General features: G+C 58.6%; 12 protein-coding genes. 7 read left to right on the top strand and 5 right to left on the bottom strand.

All coding sequences use genetic code 11. The features are described 5' to 3' along the window. Positions 1 to 80: 80 nt before the first annotated feature. The 3 genes from U1140_RS06055 to U1140_RS06045 all read right to left on the bottom strand — a co-directional run bounded on the left by U1140_RS06055 (position 81) and on the right by U1140_RS06045 (position 5,100). Positions 81 to 3,002 (bottom strand): FAD-binding and (Fe-S)-binding domain-containing protein, encoded by a 2,922-nt coding sequence (locus U1140_RS06055; RefSeq protein ID WP_369846642.1) that lies wholly within the window; start codon positions 3,000 to 3,002, stop codon positions 81 to 83. Positions 3,003 to 3,063: 61 nt separating this feature from the next. Next, the gene (locus U1140_RS06050; protein ID WP_369846641.1) at positions 3,064 to 3,903 is read right to left on the bottom strand and encodes a glucosamine-6-phosphate deaminase; all 840 of its coding nucleotides are present in this window, start codon (positions 3,901 to 3,903) and stop codon (positions 3,064 to 3,066) included. 48 nt (positions 3,904 to 3,951) lie between these two features. Further along, the gene (locus tag U1140_RS06045) at positions 3,952 to 5,100 is read right to left on the bottom strand and encodes an N-acetylglucosamine-6-phosphate deacetylase (RefSeq protein ID WP_369846640.1); all 1,149 of its coding nucleotides are present in this window, start codon (positions 5,098 to 5,100) and stop codon (positions 3,952 to 3,954) included. 142 nt (positions 5,101 to 5,242) lie between these two features. On the opposite strand from U1140_RS06045, the gene U1140_RS06040 reads away from it, so the two are divergent. From U1140_RS06040 to U1140_RS06030, 3 genes are read left to right on the top strand one after another with little or no spacing between them, the layout of a single operon-like run. Further along, entirely contained in the window at positions 5,243 to 6,184 is a 942-nt protein-coding gene (locus tag U1140_RS06040; RefSeq protein WP_369846639.1) for a dihydrodipicolinate synthase family protein, read from the top strand. A 2-nt stretch (positions 6,185 to 6,186) separates the two neighbouring features. Continuing rightward, positions 6,187 to 7,140, top strand: a complete 954-nt coding sequence (locus tag U1140_RS06035) for an ROK family protein (RefSeq protein ID WP_369846638.1) — start codon at positions 6,187 to 6,189, stop codon at positions 7,138 to 7,140. A 56-nt stretch (positions 7,141 to 7,196) separates the two neighbouring features. Then, a complete protein-coding gene (locus tag U1140_RS06030; RefSeq protein ID WP_369846637.1) occupies positions 7,197 to 7,922 on the top strand; it encodes an N-acetylmannosamine-6-phosphate 2-epimerase in 726 nt (241 codons plus the stop codon). A gap of 114 nt (positions 7,923 to 8,036) precedes the next feature. On the opposite strand, the gene U1140_RS06025 is transcribed toward U1140_RS06030, so the two are convergent. Then, positions 8,037 to 8,735 carry a FadR/GntR family transcriptional regulator gene (locus U1140_RS06025; RefSeq protein ID WP_369846636.1) on the bottom strand — a complete coding sequence of 233 codons (699 nt, stop codon included), beginning with the start codon at positions 8,733 to 8,735 and terminating at the stop codon, positions 8,037 to 8,039. 283 nt (positions 8,736 to 9,018) lie between these two features. Between U1140_RS06025 and U1140_RS06020 the strand changes: the two genes are divergently transcribed. Genes U1140_RS06020 through U1140_RS06005 form a run of 4 tightly spaced genes read left to right on the top strand, consistent with a single transcriptional unit; the run spans position 9,019 to position 14,558 of the window. Beyond that, positions 9,019 to 10,659: an ABC transporter substrate-binding protein gene (locus tag U1140_RS06020; RefSeq protein ID WP_369846635.1), complete on the top strand. Its 1,641-nt coding sequence runs from the start codon at positions 9,019 to 9,021 to the stop codon at positions 10,657 to 10,659. Positions 10,660 to 10,683: 24 nt separating this feature from the next. After that, positions 10,684 to 11,649: an ABC transporter permease gene (locus U1140_RS06015; protein ID WP_369846634.1), complete on the top strand. Its 966-nt coding sequence runs from the start codon at positions 10,684 to 10,686 to the stop codon at positions 11,647 to 11,649. After that, positions 11,649 to 13,694, top strand: coding sequence for a dipeptide/oligopeptide/nickel ABC transporter permease/ATP-binding protein (locus U1140_RS06010; RefSeq protein ID WP_369846633.1), 2,046 nt, complete (start codon positions 11,649 to 11,651; stop codon positions 13,692 to 13,694). The genes U1140_RS06015 and U1140_RS06010 overlap by 1 nt, the downstream gene beginning before the upstream one ends. A gap of 6 nt (positions 13,695 to 13,700) precedes the next feature. Beyond that, a complete protein-coding gene (locus tag U1140_RS06005; RefSeq protein ID WP_369846632.1) occupies positions 13,701 to 14,558 on the top strand; it encodes an ABC transporter ATP-binding protein in 858 nt (285 codons plus the stop codon). A gap of 99 nt (positions 14,559 to 14,657) precedes the next feature. On the opposite strand, the gene U1140_RS06000 is transcribed toward U1140_RS06005, so the two are convergent. Further along, a complete protein-coding gene (locus U1140_RS06000) occupies positions 14,658 to 15,341 on the bottom strand; it encodes a GntR family transcriptional regulator (RefSeq protein ID WP_369846631.1) in 684 nt (227 codons plus the stop codon). Between the last annotated feature and the right edge of the window lie 20 nt (positions 15,342 to 15,361).

Genomic DNA, 15,361 nt, shown 5'->3' with positions numbered 1-15,361 from the left:
AGTTAGCCGCGGCGCACCTTAGTGCCGGCGCAGCGCGTGCCGGTACACCTTAGTGCCGGCGCAGCGCGTGCCGCCGCAAACTACGGCGTGACCACGGGCCGCGAGGCCTTTTCCAGCAACACCGCCACCGAATCGAACTGGTAGCCCGCGACGACATCCAGGCCCATCTCGCAGGTGCGGTTCGACGAGACAAAGGCGTCGTAATGCCGGGCATCCAAGCCGGTACGCTCTTCGCGGGTGGCAGATTCCACCAATTCTGGGTGCAACAATCCGCGATCGCCGGCAGTCCCACAGCACATCGCCCCGAACGGAATAGTCGCCCGTCCCGCACGATTGGCGACGGCGACGAGTGCGTCAGTCTGGCTCATATGCTGGGTAGAACAGGCCGGGTGCACTGCGATGGTGCCCATGTCGTGGTGAATTGGCAGGTAGTCGATGACATCATCATGCAGCCACTCGACGATGTCGATGATGCGCAGCTCGTCGTAAAGCTGCTTCGTCTCGGCATCCAGCACCTCGGGCACGCCGGACAACAAGCCGTGAGTGCAGCTGGAGGCATCGATGATGATCGGCAATTCGCCACCTTGCGACCACTCGTGGAATTTCCGCACGATCGCGTGCGCCTGGTGGTTAAAGCCATCCTGGTAGCCTTTCGACGACCACGGTGTGCCGCAACAAAAACCGGTGACATCATCCGGGATCCACAGCGACTGGCCGCTGCGGCGAGCAAGTTCCACCATGGCGCGCGGCAGGTCGACGGATTCGGGATCCGACCCAGCCGGCCGACCGAAAATCCGGTTCACACAGGCCGGGAAATACACCGCGCTGGCTCCGGCGCGTTCGGTAGCTGGCAAACGGTCCGCTGCCTGCGGCAAGGCGCCAGGCACCGACGGCACCAAATCCGGGTTAATCACATTCCGGGCTACGTTGGCAGCCCACCCAGCAGCTTTTTCGCCGACCTTGTTCGCGCTGATGATGCCCGCCCGGGCTAGCTTTTCCACGACATCCCATTTTTCGGCGGTGGTCAAAGCGACCTTTTCCGCGCGCGGGGTGGTCTGCTTGGCGCGCAGGTTCTTCATCACGGCACCGGTATCAATGCTGATGGGGCAGGGGATGGCACACGTACCGTCGGCGGCACACATATCGACCGCGTCGTACTGGTATTCTTCCTGCAGCTGCTGCAACACCGGCGAGCCGGGGGCCTGGCGCGCCATCTCCCGCCGCAGCACGATGCGCTGGCGTGGGGTCACGGTCGCGTGCCGGGAAGGGCAGACTGGTTCGCAGAAACCACATTCCACGCACGGGTTGATCTCTGCTTCCACGCGTGGGAACGATTTGAAGTTGTGCAGGTGGTTGTCCTCGCGTCGGGTCAGTTTCACATCTGGGGCCAACATCGCCGTGGGATCGATGAGCTGTTTGGCCTCCCACATCAGATTCCAGGCGGCATCACCCCATTCTTGGCGCACGAACGGTGCCATGTTGATGCCCGTGCCGTGCTCGGCTTTGAGTGAGCCGTTGTATTTGTCGATCACCAGATCCGCGAGTTCGCGCAGGAATTCGGCGTATTTATCCTTTTCTTTCGGATCATCAAATTCCGGGATGAGGAAGAAGTGCAGGTTACCGAAGGCGGCATGGCCCATGACCATTTCCGGGTAACCGTAGCGTGAGAGTAAATGCAGCAAATCGGCAGCAGCCGCACCGATCTGCGCCGGTGGGAAACACACGTCCTCGGTGATCAACGCTGATCCCTGCGGGCGGTCGGCGCCCAGCAGACCGAATAACCCATTACGGATAGCCCAGGCTCCGCGGATATCCGCATCACTGGTGAGAAATTCCAGTTCGGCGCCCAGCTCGGCGTCGGCAAGCACATCTTTGACGCGATCCATGGCGTCGGCCAGTTCGTCGTCATCGGCGCCACCGACCTCGAGCAGCAGCGCTGCGGATTCGTCGGAAATATCTGCCCATTCGGCTGGCGCCTGCTCGAAGTTTTCTACCGACTTCTTCATCACCGGCGCGACCATGAGCTCGCAGGCCCAGGCGCCGGTCTCCATCAGCGGGGCGACGTAATTCGCAGCCTGGAAAAGGTCGGGCAGCATCACCCAGGACACAGCCTTCTTCTTCGGCAACGCGACGGTATCAAGCTCGCATTCGGTGAAGGCGCCGAAAATACCTTCGGACCCGACTAACAGGCGCATCAGGATGCGTACTGGTTCTTCTTCGTCCAAAAACGCATCCAAGCGTAGACCGTTGGTGTTGCGGATAGAAAATTTCTCCCGCAAGTGTGACACTAACTGCTCGTCGCTGCGGATCTTGTCGCGCAGTTGCAGCAGGCCAGCGTGCAGTTCCGGTTCCTGGGAGCGGAATTTCGCGTCACCGGCGCGTGTGTCGACAATCGTGCCCGAAGGCAGAACGAATTCCGCCTGGCGGATGCTGTGATAGCTATCGTTTTCCAGCCGACAGCGCATGCCACCGGCGTTGTTAGCGAGCACACCACCGATGGTGCACACCGACGTTGATCCGGGGTCCGGCCCCAGCATGAAACCAGCGCGGCCGAGTACCGCCTGGGCATCACCGAGAATCACCCCTGGGCGCGACCACAACACTTTGCCACCGTCGCGGACTTCCATGCCGGTGAAGTGCGTTTTCAGATCGACCAGTAGATCATCGCCCTGGGCCTGGCCGTTCAGTGAGGTGCCAGCAGAACGGAACGTGATATTACGGCCATGGTTGGTGGCATAGCGCATCACGCGCGCCAGTTCCTGTGTGTTGCGGGGTGCGACGATGACCTGCGGGAGCAAGCGGTACGGGCCGCCATCCGAGGCATAGCGGACTACGTCACTAATGCGTGCGTGCACGTTTTCCGTCCCGACGATCGCGCTCATATCGTCGACGAGCTGTTGTTTATCGGCGCGCAGGTGGGAAGTGGGCACGGCATCGTTTTGTGGCGTGGAGTTTTCTGGCCTGCCGTAGCTGCGTGGGTTGGGCGTGAGAAGCTTTTTCATAGTCAATAGCTTATAGGGCGAAGTGGCCGACGCCATATTCTGCTGAATCCGTTAACTGGCGTTAATACGCTTGGTACGACGGCTTGTTTTGGTCGGCGTACTGGTAGTACTCGCGGAAGGTCAGTAGCGATGCGGCTTGTTCGTCGACCAGCACGGTGGCGTGTGGGTGCAATTGCAGGGTGGATGCTGGGCACATCGACGAAAGCGGGCCTTCCACCGCTGCTGCGATGGCCGCGGCCTTGTTTGCACCGGTGGCGACCAGCAGCAGGTGCCCGGCACGCTGGATGGTGGCCAGGCCTTGGGTGAGAACGTGCTTGGGCACCTCGTCCGCGGAATCGAAAAAGCGCGCGTTATCCGCGATGGTTTGCGGTTGTAGGGTTTTGAGTCGCGTCACTGAATTGAGCGAGGATGTCGGTTCGTTAAACCCGATATGGCCGTTGGTGCCGATGCCGAGCAGCTGGATGGCGACCTGTTTGCGGGTGATCAGCTCTTCGTAATCCGCGGCAGCCTGCAGCGGGTCAGCGGTGTTGCCAGCCGGGGAGTAGACATCGGCATCGTCGATATCGACGTGGTCAGTAAACTCGCGGCGAATGGTGCGGGCATAGGACTGTTCGTGGTCTGGGGCGAGGCCGACGTATTCATCGAGCATGAATACTGTGCAACCACGAAAGCTGAGGTCTTCCTGCTTGTGCCTGCGGATTAATTCTTGGTAGGTGGCCAGCGGGGTGGAGCCGGTGGCAAGCCCGAGCACGGCACCTCCGTTGCTGTCTCCGCCTCTGTCGTCGTCTGCACCGCCGGGGTTTTGCGGGGAGCCGTTGTGATCGACGCGCACGTAGCTGGCAATGATATCGGCTGCCTGCTGGGCGACAGCATATGCGGAGGGGCGGATCAGAATTTCCATGGTGTCTCTGGGCAGCCTTTCAAGGAATGTTTATTGTGAGCGGGAGCATTAGCTGACGGTATGCACCGCGTGGATGGAGTTATTCGGGTTAATGCCCACCAAGTCGACGGGGTTTCCAAGGATCTCAGCGCGCTGGTTGAGCACGGCCAATGCGTTCGTGGAGGTAAACGCCACCGCTTCCGACAGGCTATGGCGCCGCGAAAAGCGGAGGAACTGCTCGAACAACGTGGTGGTGCCGCCTGCGATAGCTCCGGGGCTGCCATCGCTGGTGGCCAGACGTGCGACGCCAGCTTCTACCGCTACGTCGAGATCGCCAAGCCGGTAGGCGCCGTCGGCAAGCCCGGCTGCTTCCATCGCATCGGTGATGGCGAATGCGCCCGGGTTGCCACCGTTCATGACCATGTCCACGGTGCCATCGGCGAGATGGACGCCATCGCCAATGAGCTCGAGGTAGATCTGGCCACTGCGTGCTGCCGCGAGGCACGCCGCTGCTGCACCGGGGGCGCGGTGGTGGATCTGCGGCATCGCGTTAAAGAGGTGCGTTGCGGTGACCGTTACCCCCAATTGGCCCGCGTGGTTGATCACAGCCAACGTGGTGTTGTAATCAGCGTTCGAGTGCCCCAATGATGCGATGATGTCGTGTTCCGCGCAGAGCTGCAACAGTTCATCGACGTGTTCAGTCTCGGGTGCGAAGGTAATAGAACGGACCGTGTTGTCAGAAGCATCGATCACGCGGGCAAAAACCTCCGGATCGCCGGGCATGATCTTGCTCGGATCTTGCGCGCCGCATTTACCTGGATTGATAAACGGGCCTTCCATGTGGATGCCCTCGATCAGACCTTCGTCGACAAGCGGGGCCAGACGTGCAGACTGTCGCGCTAATTCGTCGCCCGTGCCAGAAACCAGGCTGGCCAGCATGCGTGTGGTGCCGTGGCTGCGGTGATACAACGCCGCCCGTCGACAATCATCGGTGCTCCCGGTGGGAAAGGCCCCGGCGTTGCCGCCGTGATTGTGCACGTCGACGAAGCCAGGAACCCAAGTGATCCCGCCTTCCCCGGGTAGTGGCTCGACGCAGGTGACCACGCCGTAGCCATCGAGGGTGATGCGTGCGTTGTTCCACACCTGCTGTGCGGTGACGAGTCTGCCTTCGAGATGATGCGGAAGCGTGGGCTTTCCGGCAGAAACAGAAGGGGTCATGGTTCTCCTGTGGAGTGGTTCCTGCAAGGTGTACCTGCGAAATGCTTTGTCGAAATTCTACCCCACCCAGACATAAGACGTATGATGTTTGCAGAAAGTTGTGCACGAACCATACACGCACGTCGTCAGGAGCGCAGAAGACATGCCAGAAAACATCACGCCGTTCCATGGGGTAGTACCGCCGATCGTCACCCCATTTAACGAAGATTTCACCATCGACACCGAGTCCTTGCGTGCGCAGGTTGAGCGCATGATTAAAGCGGGAATCCATGGACTTTTCGCCCTCGGCTCATCCGCCGAGGTCGCGTTTTTGACCAGGGAAAACCGCCAGATAGTGCTCGATACCATCATCGAGCAAAATGCCGGTCGCCTGCCAGTTGCCGCCGGTGTCATCGACATGACCACCCCGCGCTGCCTGGAACACGTCGCCGACGCCCGCGAACGCGGCGTCGATGCCCTGGTTGTCACCGCGCCGTTCTATGTACGCACCCACCCCAACGAAATCGCCGAGCACTTCCGCCAAATCCACGCCGCAGCGCCGGAACTTAAACTTTTCGCCTACAACCTTCCGGTTTCAGTCAACGTCGTGCTGGAAATCCCCATGCTGATCAACCTCGCACAAGAAGGCGTATTGGCTGGCATCAAAGACTCCGGGGGCAAAGACGATTACACCCGCGCGATCGTCGCCGCCCGCAAAGAAGCACAGCTGGACAATTTCGTTATCTTGACCGGCTCGGAAATGACCGTCGACTACGCCTACCTCGGCGGTTGCGATGGCGTGGTCCCAGGCCTGGGCAACGTCGACCCGTACGCGTACGTAGAACTGCACGAGGCATGCACCTCGAAGCAATGGGACCGCGCCGTTGAGATCCAAGAACGCATCAACAAACTCATGACCGTCGCCTTCGTTGGTGACGGCGCACGCATGGGCGGATCTGCAGCAGGTCTCGGCGGATTCAAATCCGCACTGCACCACCTCGGTATTTTCGCTTCGCCACGCATGTCACCCACCCACGTGCCGTTGAACGACGACGAACACTCCCAGGTTGCTGCCATCGTCGACGAGCACAGCCACGGTGCATAACCGTGCCAAGCACACTGTGTTTCGATATCGGTGGCACCAAAATCGCCTACGGCATCGTCCACGACGACGATCCCACCCACGCGGTTGCAAGCGGGACGGTCCCGGCCCAGCCACACGACTCGTTACTGGCCAACCAATTCGACAAAGCCGTAAGCATAGCGCTTGCCGACGCCCAAGCAGCCGGAATAACCCCGGACCGCATTGGGGTCGGCGCGCCGGGCATCGTGCGCGGGCCCAGCGGAACGATTTTGCGCTCTGGCCCCACGGTGCCAGGTTGGCAGGGCACGATCGTCGAAGACATCATCGCCCGGCACACCAATGTTCCCGTCGCCTGTCATAACGACGTTCGCGTATGGGCCTTTGGTGAACACATTTACGGTGCTGGTCGCAAGATGAGTGGGCGCGTGATCTATTTGTCACTGGGCACGGGTGTCGGGGGAGCTATCGTGACTGATGGCGAGCTGGTATCTGGAACGACCGGCTCGGCAGGTGAGTTTTCTGAGCTGTTGGTGGCCGACCTGCGTGGATTGGCCGAGCGCGTGGAAAATACTTGCTCAGGAAATTCCTTGGCGCGCTACTACAACGTGCTATCGCGTGATCCAGAATTCTCCGAACCGATTGCTTGGGATCACCCCGGCCGAGAGGATGATCTGCGCCTGCCGGAAATCATGGAGCGGTATCACGATGGCGACCGCCTGGCCTTCGCGGTTGTCGACGGAAACCTCCGTGGTTTCGGCCGTGCATTGGCAGGGCTATCGTTCGCCCTGGACATCGACGGCATCGTTATTGGCGGTGGTGTCGGTGGGCTTGGTGAACCAATACTTGGTGCGCTGCGGGCAGGTTTTGCGCACTGGGCAGTTGATTCGACGCAGCGCGTGCCGATCGTGGCCTCGGAACTGGGCAAGCTCGCACCACTGATGGGCGCGGCTGCCTATGCGCGGGCATATGCAGAATAAATAAAAGTTCCTTGTAATAGGTATGTAGTAGGTACCAAGTAGAAAGCACACGAGCAATGCCATTTACGTTTAGTGCCACCGACGTCGCAGGGCGGCGAGAAGAAATCATCGATATTGTGCGCGGCCACCTGGTGGTTTCGGTACAAGCTCCGGACGGGCACGCCATGCGCGATACTCACACGTTGACGCACGTCGCGCGCGCCTGCGTCGCCGGGGGCGCACCAGCGATTCGCTGCGGGGGATACGGTGGGGTAGAAGATATCTCCTCGATTGCGAACGCGGTCGACGTGCCGGTTTTCGGCTTGACCAAAGAAGGCGATACCGGGGTTTATATCACTCCGACGAAGGAATCGGTGCGTGCGGTTGCTACAGCTGGCGCCGCGGTGGTGTGCGCAGACGCTACATTTCGGCCACGGCCCGATGGCTCAACTTTCGCTGAGTTGGTGGATTTAGCCCATGAACTCGGTGTCGTGATCATGGCCGATTGTGCCACCCCGGAAGAAATGGCGGCAGCGCATCGTGATGGCGCGGATATCATCTCGACGACCTTGGCTGGCTATACCGAGCACCGGGAAAAAACTTCGGGCCCGGACTTGGAATGCCTGGCGCGGGGGCGCGAACTAGTCGGCGGCGATGCCTTTGTGATTGGCGAAGGGCGTTTTCACAGTCCCGCTGCGGTGGCCGAGGGGATCAAACATGGCGCGGATGCCGTCATCGTGGGCACCGCGATTACTGATCCGGGCTGGATTACCGCGTCATTCGCGGCAGCGTTTCAGCAATAGTAGGTTTCAACAGCAGTAGTTCTGCAGGCTCGGCGGCGCTGCCAGCGCTTGGCGACGGCGCTGGCCCGGGGCGCTGGCCAGCTCGCTGAGCCGACGCCGTGCGAGATGCCTGGCCTATGCAGAATGCGCGGCGATGGCGCGTTGTAGCGGTGCATAGTGCTCGATGATGACCTGCCGGTAGCGCTGCGCATCACCAGCTTGCAGTGCCTGAACTATCGCGGCATGGGCCTCAATGGTGATTTCAATATCACCGGGCATCTGCAGTTTCATCAATGGCAGAACGTCCATGTGCACCTGCCAGAATGCGTCGGAAAGCTCGCGAATCAAGTTGTTCGACACCAAGGAATGCAGGCGGCGATGGTAGGCGCGGTCTTGGGCCGCGAATGATTCACCAGCAGCGTGCTGCGCGCGCATTTCGTCGACAAGCGCTAACAAGTAGGTGGCATCGCCGTCAGTAAATGCATCGCAGAGCTCGTCGGCCATGGACAGATCCAGTCCAATGCGCACCTCAACGACCTCACGGAGATGGTCGAGCGAGTGTGCGGAATCAATCACCGTGCGCAGCACCAGGCCCTGCACCAGCGGTGACAACGACAGCGAGCCGACGAAGGTGCCGTGCCCGTGGCGCACTTCCACGATGTCGAGGCTGGCTAGGGTGCGCACGGCTTCGCGCACGGACGAGCGGGATAAATCAAGTGCTTCGCACAGGCGGGCTTCCGTCGGTAGCGAATCCCCGGGTTTTAATTCGTGTTTTTTGATGTAATCAGTGATTCCATTGACTGCCAGTGTGGCGGCGTTGGTGCGTTGATTCACTGTGGTTCCTTTCGGAAACGATGGGGATGAACAGGTGAGGTTACCCCCGCGGTGGTGCCAAGGCAAAGCGGGTGACCTTGGTAAACGGGCAATTTTGCAATTGTGTGAGAAAAGTTAGGGCCAAAATAGTTGTTGGAAGTCAGATGTCTGACATATTATATGATCACGTTCACACCTTCGGGTTCCGTCGTGGGATATCACGCTGGGCCGCACAAACTTGGCGCGGCTGCCATGCCAACGACGCGATACGCGATAGGGCCTTGACAGAAAGGATCAAGACCTCATGACTTCGAAGCTTTCCATTATCCGCAGGATCGGAATGGTTGCTGCAGCTACCAGCATGACGTTCGCATTGGCTGCCTGCGCACCTGACCAAGACTCATCTGGGGCACAAGATTCCAGCTCTAACGGCTCTAGCAGCTCGTCTGGATCCTCCGACTCCCAAGCATCGGGTGAGGTCAACGAAGAAGGCACTATCCGCGCCGCCATCTCCTATGAGCTCGGCACCAATGGCTACGACCCGATGACCACCACCGCAGCGCTCACCCTGGCAGCGAACTGGCACACGCTGGAAGGTTTGACCGAACTGGATCAAACCGACGGCTCCACCTACGCCGCGCTTGCTGCTGAGGTACCAGAATCGGGCGATGACACCGAAGCTACCGTCAAGCTGCGTGAAGGCGCGAAGTTCTCGAACGGCAACGACGTGACTGCCGACGACGTCGTCTATTCCTTCGAGCGCGTGATGGATGAAAGCAACGAATCGCTGTATGCCTCGTTCATCGACTTCATCGAATCGGTGGAAAAGGTCGACGACACCTCCGTGAAATTCACCCTGAAGCACCCGACCGGCGTGCTGGCCGAGCGCTTGTCGACGGTCAAGATCGTGCCGAAAGACGTCGTTGAGGAAGATCCAAAGGCCTTCGACAACAACCCGGTTGGTTCCGGCCCGTACACCATGACGGATAACGGTGGAGCAACGAACACGATCAAGTTCGAGCGCAACGAGCACTACAACGGTGACCGCCCAGCGCGCTCGGCGAAAATGGAGTGGGACATCATCCCGGATGCCTCGACTCGTATCAACGCATTGCAGTCGCAGCAGGTCCAGGCGATTGACGCGGTGCCTTACCTCAATGTAGACACCGTTGCTGCCACCAACGAACTCGAATCCGAGCAAGGCTTCGGTTTGCTGTTCTCGATGTTCAACAACGATCCGTCGAACCAGTTCTCTGATAAAGATGCCCGCCAGGCATTCCTGTACGCGCTCGATATGGACAAGATTATCGAAAACGCCATGCAGGGCCAGGCCACTGCAGCCAAGTCCTTCCTCGACACCGAGCACCCGAACTTCCATGAGGCTGCCACCGTGTATGAGCACGACACGGAAAAGGCGAAAGAGCTCTTCGAAAAAGCTGGCGTGAGCACATTGCGTCTGCTGGCCACCGACCATGACTGGGTGAAACTGGTATCGCCGATCATCCAGGAAAGCCTGAAAGAAGCTGGCGTCGAGGTGGAATTCGAAGAGAAGAAATCCTCGGATGTCTACAACACTATCGACGGCAAACCAGAAGCCTATGACGTCGTCATTGCTCCGGGAGATCCGTCCGTTTTCGGTAACGACCCGAACCTGTTGATGCGCTGGTGGTACGGAAACGACACCTGGACGCAGACGCGTATGCACTGGAACAACGAGGGCTACGAGAAGATCCAGACCTTGCTCGAGGAAGGCCTGCAGGAAACTGACGAATCCAAGCAGCAGGAAATCTGGAACGAAACCTTCGACGTGCTTGCCGACGAAGTCCCGCTCTACCCGCTGTTCCACCGCAAGGCCCCAAGCGCTTGGGATAACAGCACCCTGGTTGATTTCGAGCCGATTCCGGTTACCGGACTGTATTTCTTGGGCACCGGTACCACTGAATAGTTAAGGGTATAAAAGGCACTCGCAATGTCGAATCTTATCCGCCTGATCGGGCGAAGACTGCTGGCGCTGCCGATCATGGTCCTCGGCGTGACCTTCCTGGTGTTTTTCATCATGTCGTTCTCGCCAGCAGATCCGGCACGCCTGGCGCTCGGTGAGACAGCTTCGCCCGCAGCGCTGGAAGCCTACCGCGAAGAGCACGGCCTCAATGATCCGCTGTTGGTGCGCTATGGCCAGTTCTTGGCGAACATGGTCCAAGGTGATCTTGGCCTGTCTTCCGGTGGCGTCCCCGTCACCGAAAGGATCGCGCACGCCTTTCCGATCACCCTGCAGTTGACGTTTACCGGACTGCTGCTGGCCGTGGTCGTGTCCGTGGTGTTGGGTGTGCTGGCTGCTATCTATCGCGAAAAATGGGTGGACCAAGTCATCCGCGTGCTGTCCATTGCGGCGCTAGCAACCCCATCGTTTTGGCTGGCGATTTTGCTGATCCAATGGCTGGGTACCATCCCAGGTGGTTGGGGAGCATTTCCCGCGGTAGTTGCGCGCTGGGTGCCGTTTAGCCAAGACCCAGCGACGTGGGCGAATAATATCTTCTTGCCAGCCGTCGCCTTGGCCGTGCCCGTGGCAGGTTCGCTGACTCGCGTTGTGCGTACATCCATGGTGGAAGAGCTGGATAAAGACTACGTCCGCATGGCCATCGGTGCTGGAGTTCCGCGCCGTGAAGTAATTGGTCGCAACGTTTTGCGCAACGCGCTGATCACCCCGATTACCGTGTTGGGTTTGCGAGTCGGCTACCTGATGGGCGGCGCGGCTGTCATCGAGATCATCTTCAACATTCAAGCTATGGGCCAGCTAATTCTTGATGGCGTCGTGCGTAACGACGTCTACCTCGTGCAGGGAGTCACGCTGGTGGTCGCGATTGCATTCATTGTCATCAACATCATCGTCGATATTCTCTATGTGCTGGTTAATCCACGAATTAGGAGCATCTAATGCTACGAGCACGAACCACGCAACGGCTCGAGAATAAAGCGGGCGCGCGATTTTCCGGCGTGAAAAACCTGCCGCTGAAATCCAAAGTTTCCATGGTGGTTTTAGGCCTCGTGGTACTCGCAGCGATCTTTGCTCCGCTGATTGCCCCGCATGATCCTCTGGCTACGGGAACCCCAATTCAGCCGCCATCCGGTGAGCACTGGTTCGGCACTGATGCCGTTGGCCGCGATATTTTGTCGCGCGTGATTTATGGTGCCCGCTCGTCGCTGTTAATTGGCTTGCTGGCTACCGGCTTGGCGTTGGTAGCCGCGGCAGTTCTTGGATCGATCGCTGCGACATCCAACAAAGTGGTCTCTGAGGTGCTCATGCGGATCTTGGACATCGTGATGTCTTTTCCCGCGATCGCCTTGGCTGCGGTCTTCGTTGCTGTGTGGGGCAATAACGTAGCCATCTTGATCATTGCGATTGGCTTCGTTTACACCCCGCAGCTTTCGCGCATCATCCGCGCTAACGTGCTGGGGCAATTCGGGGAAGACTATGTTTCCGCTTCTCGTGTGATGGGCGCTTCGATACCACATATTTTGCTCAAACAAGTTGCCCGTAACTGCATCGCGCCGGTGCTGGTATTCGCTACCGTACTGGTGGCGGATGCGATTGTGCTGGAAGCATCCCTGTCGTTCATCAATGCTGGCGTGGCACCGCCGAACCCGTCGTGGGGCAATATCTTGTCCAACGGCCAGGGTGTATTGCTCACCGGTGCCTGGTGGCCGACGTTCTTTGCGGGGTTGATGCTGTTGATCACCGTGTTGTGTCTCAACATCATGTCCGAAGGCATGACCGATGCGTTGGCATCACCGCCGGCACGTAAGCCGATTGCCGACGACGCCCGCACGGCTGCCAAGGTAGAAAACGCCGCGCAGGTTAAAACCTTGGGCGCGACCTCGCAAGAAGATGCAGACGAAGCTCTCGCGAAATCCCTCGCTGCGCTGCGCAACTCATCCGTGGCTACGGCACCGCGTGGCGGAGCGCAAAATGCGGGCGCCGACGCAGCTGGCGCACAAAAAAGCGCTGCTCCTTTGCTCGAAGTCAAAGACCTACGCATCAGTTTCCCTGATGCCCACGGTGAGGTCGACATTATCGATGGGGTGAACTTTTCTGTCGCTCCAGGCGAAACCCTGGGGCTGGTAGGTGAGTCTGGATGCGGCAAATCCATCTCCGCGATGTCAATTATGGGATTGCTGCCGGAATCTGCGAATTGCTCCGGAACGGTCTCGTATGACGATAAAAATATTCTCGAACTCAGCGCCAAGCAGCACAACGCGTTGCGTGGCCACGAGATCGCGATGATTTACCAGGATGCGTTGTCCTCGTTGAACCCGTCGATGTTGATCAAGTCGCAGATGGCGCAGCTGATAAAGCGCGGTGGCAAACGCGGTGCGCGCGAATTGTTGGAGCTCGTTGGTCTGGACCCGGATCGCACGCTGAAGTCGTACCCACACGAGCTTTCTGGTGGCCAGCGCCAACGCGTGCTGATCGCGATGGCTCTGACGCGTAACCCGCGCTTGCTCATCGCAGACGAGCCGACCACGGCTCTCGACGTGACGGTGCAAAAACAGGTTGTCGACTTGCTCAATGACCTGCAGGAAAAGCTCGGTTTTGCCATGATCTTTGTCTCGCACGATCTTGCCTTGGTGGCGCGCATGGCAGATAAAATCACCGTGATGTACGCCGGCCAGGTCGTCGAACAAGGGTCGACGCAAGAGATCCTGGCCGCGCCCACCCACGAGTACACCCGCGGGTTGCTCGGTGCGGTGCTGTCTGTCGAAGCTAATGCGCAGCGGCTCTACCAGATCCCGGGTACCGTGCCATCGCCGACGGAGTTCGTCTCGGGTGATCGTTTCGCACCACGTTCGTCCTACCCGGAGGCTGGGCTAGAAGAAAAACCCACGCTGCGTTTGATTGGTGATGCGGCGACGTCCACTCATTATTATGCGAGCACCGACGAGTTGGAGTCCGTGCGCACAAGCTCGGAACAGGAAGGCTAGAGGCCAATGAGTCAGACGGACAAGAGTCAGACGAACAAGACGGAAACGGAATCCTCCGCGACCCAGCCTGCTGCAGGTCAGCCGGTTCTCGAGCTACGTGATACCAGCGTGACCTTCAAAACCCGCACGGGTAAGCTGTTTAGCCCGAATAAAGTGCACGCCAACAAGAACATCAATTTCCAGATTTATCGCAACGACATCGTCGGTATCGTCGGCGAATCAGGTTGTGGTAAATCAACCCTGGCGAAGGTCATGGTGGGCCTGCAGCGGCCGACATCTGGCGACGTGCTGTTCAAAGGCGAGCAGCTAGGATGGGGGCGTGCTGCTCGGAAAAAGATGGGCAAAGCGGTTTCTGTGGTCTTCCAGGACCCGGCGACCTCACTCAACCCGCGCATGAGTGTGCAACAACAATTGCTCGATCCATTGAACGTGCACGGAATTGGTTCAGCAAGTGAGCGTTTGCAGCGGGTGCGGGAGCTGCTTGCGATGGTCGGCTTGCCGCAATCTGCGCTCAACGTGCTGCCGCGCCAGATATCCGGTGGGCAGCGCCAGCGCGTGGCTATCGCTCGTGCGCTCGTGCTCGAACCGGATGTGATCATCGCCGACGAGCCGACGTCGGCCCTCGACGTTTCGGTGCGTGCGCAGGTGCTCAACCTGTTGCTGGACCTGAAGCGTGAAATGGGACTTGGCCTTGTGTTCATCTCGCACGACATCAACACTGTGCGCTATGTGTCTGACCGGATTTGCGTGATGTTGGCCGGTGAAATCATCGAAGAAAACTCCACCGACGAGATTTTTGCCAACCCGCAGCACAGCTATACCCGCGAACTGCTGAGCGCGGTGCCGTCACTGCTGGGGGAGTAGTGCGGCAGTATTGCTAGGTACCCGAGTTATGATGCAATTAATGTATGTTTAGTGAGCATTAATCACCAGGTGTCTAGCATGTCGAGTGCTTTTATAAGGTCACTGCTGGAGAGGGCGGCTATGGAAAAACGCGTCTCCCTTACGCACGATAGATGCTTGCTTTTTTGCTACTCCTAGCGTGAAATCTACTAGGTAATCGTTGAGCCCAAGGGCAGCCTCTTGAGCTGTAGCAGCATCGCGGCGAAGTATTGCGTCAATAATGATTAGATGATGTTGTTTGCCATGCGCGACGCTCTTATCAAAATATTTGAGGTAAGCACGCCAAAAGCGCCGAGAGAGTAACAACAGTGGTTTCATAGCTTCTTGCAGATATGAATTACCTGTATGCTGCAGAATTAGTTCTTGGGTCTGCCGAAGTAATCCGAGGTATCTATGAGGTTCGGTTACTTGTGCAAGGGCGTTTTTGATCCCCAGCAGATCTTGCAAATCTTTGTCGGATGCACGTTCTGCGCTAAGAGCAACCGTCAAACATTCTAACGCGCGGCGTACTTCTAGCCGACCTAGTTGATCGTCAACAGATAGCGGTGGAATTTGAATCCCAGCACGGCCTCCGACCGAAATGATATGTTCACGCGTTAAGCGCTGGAGAGCTTCGCGCAAGGGGGTGCGGCCGATGCCTAAGCGATTGCTGAGATCGGATTCAGTAAATACATCGCCAGCCGCAAGTTCTCCAAATTCGATGTCATGGCACAACTGGATGTAGGCATCTTCTGATTTGCTCACAACTTATTTTCCCAAACGAC

It is taken from the genome of Corynebacterium drakensteinense (genome assembly GCF_041224285.1).
In the GTDB taxonomy this organism is placed as follows: Bacteria; Actinomycetota; Actinomycetes; order Mycobacteriales; family Mycobacteriaceae; genus Corynebacterium.
The sequence above is the reverse complement of the archived record's forward strand: the minus strand, read 5'-3'. Positions and strand labels throughout refer to the sequence as shown.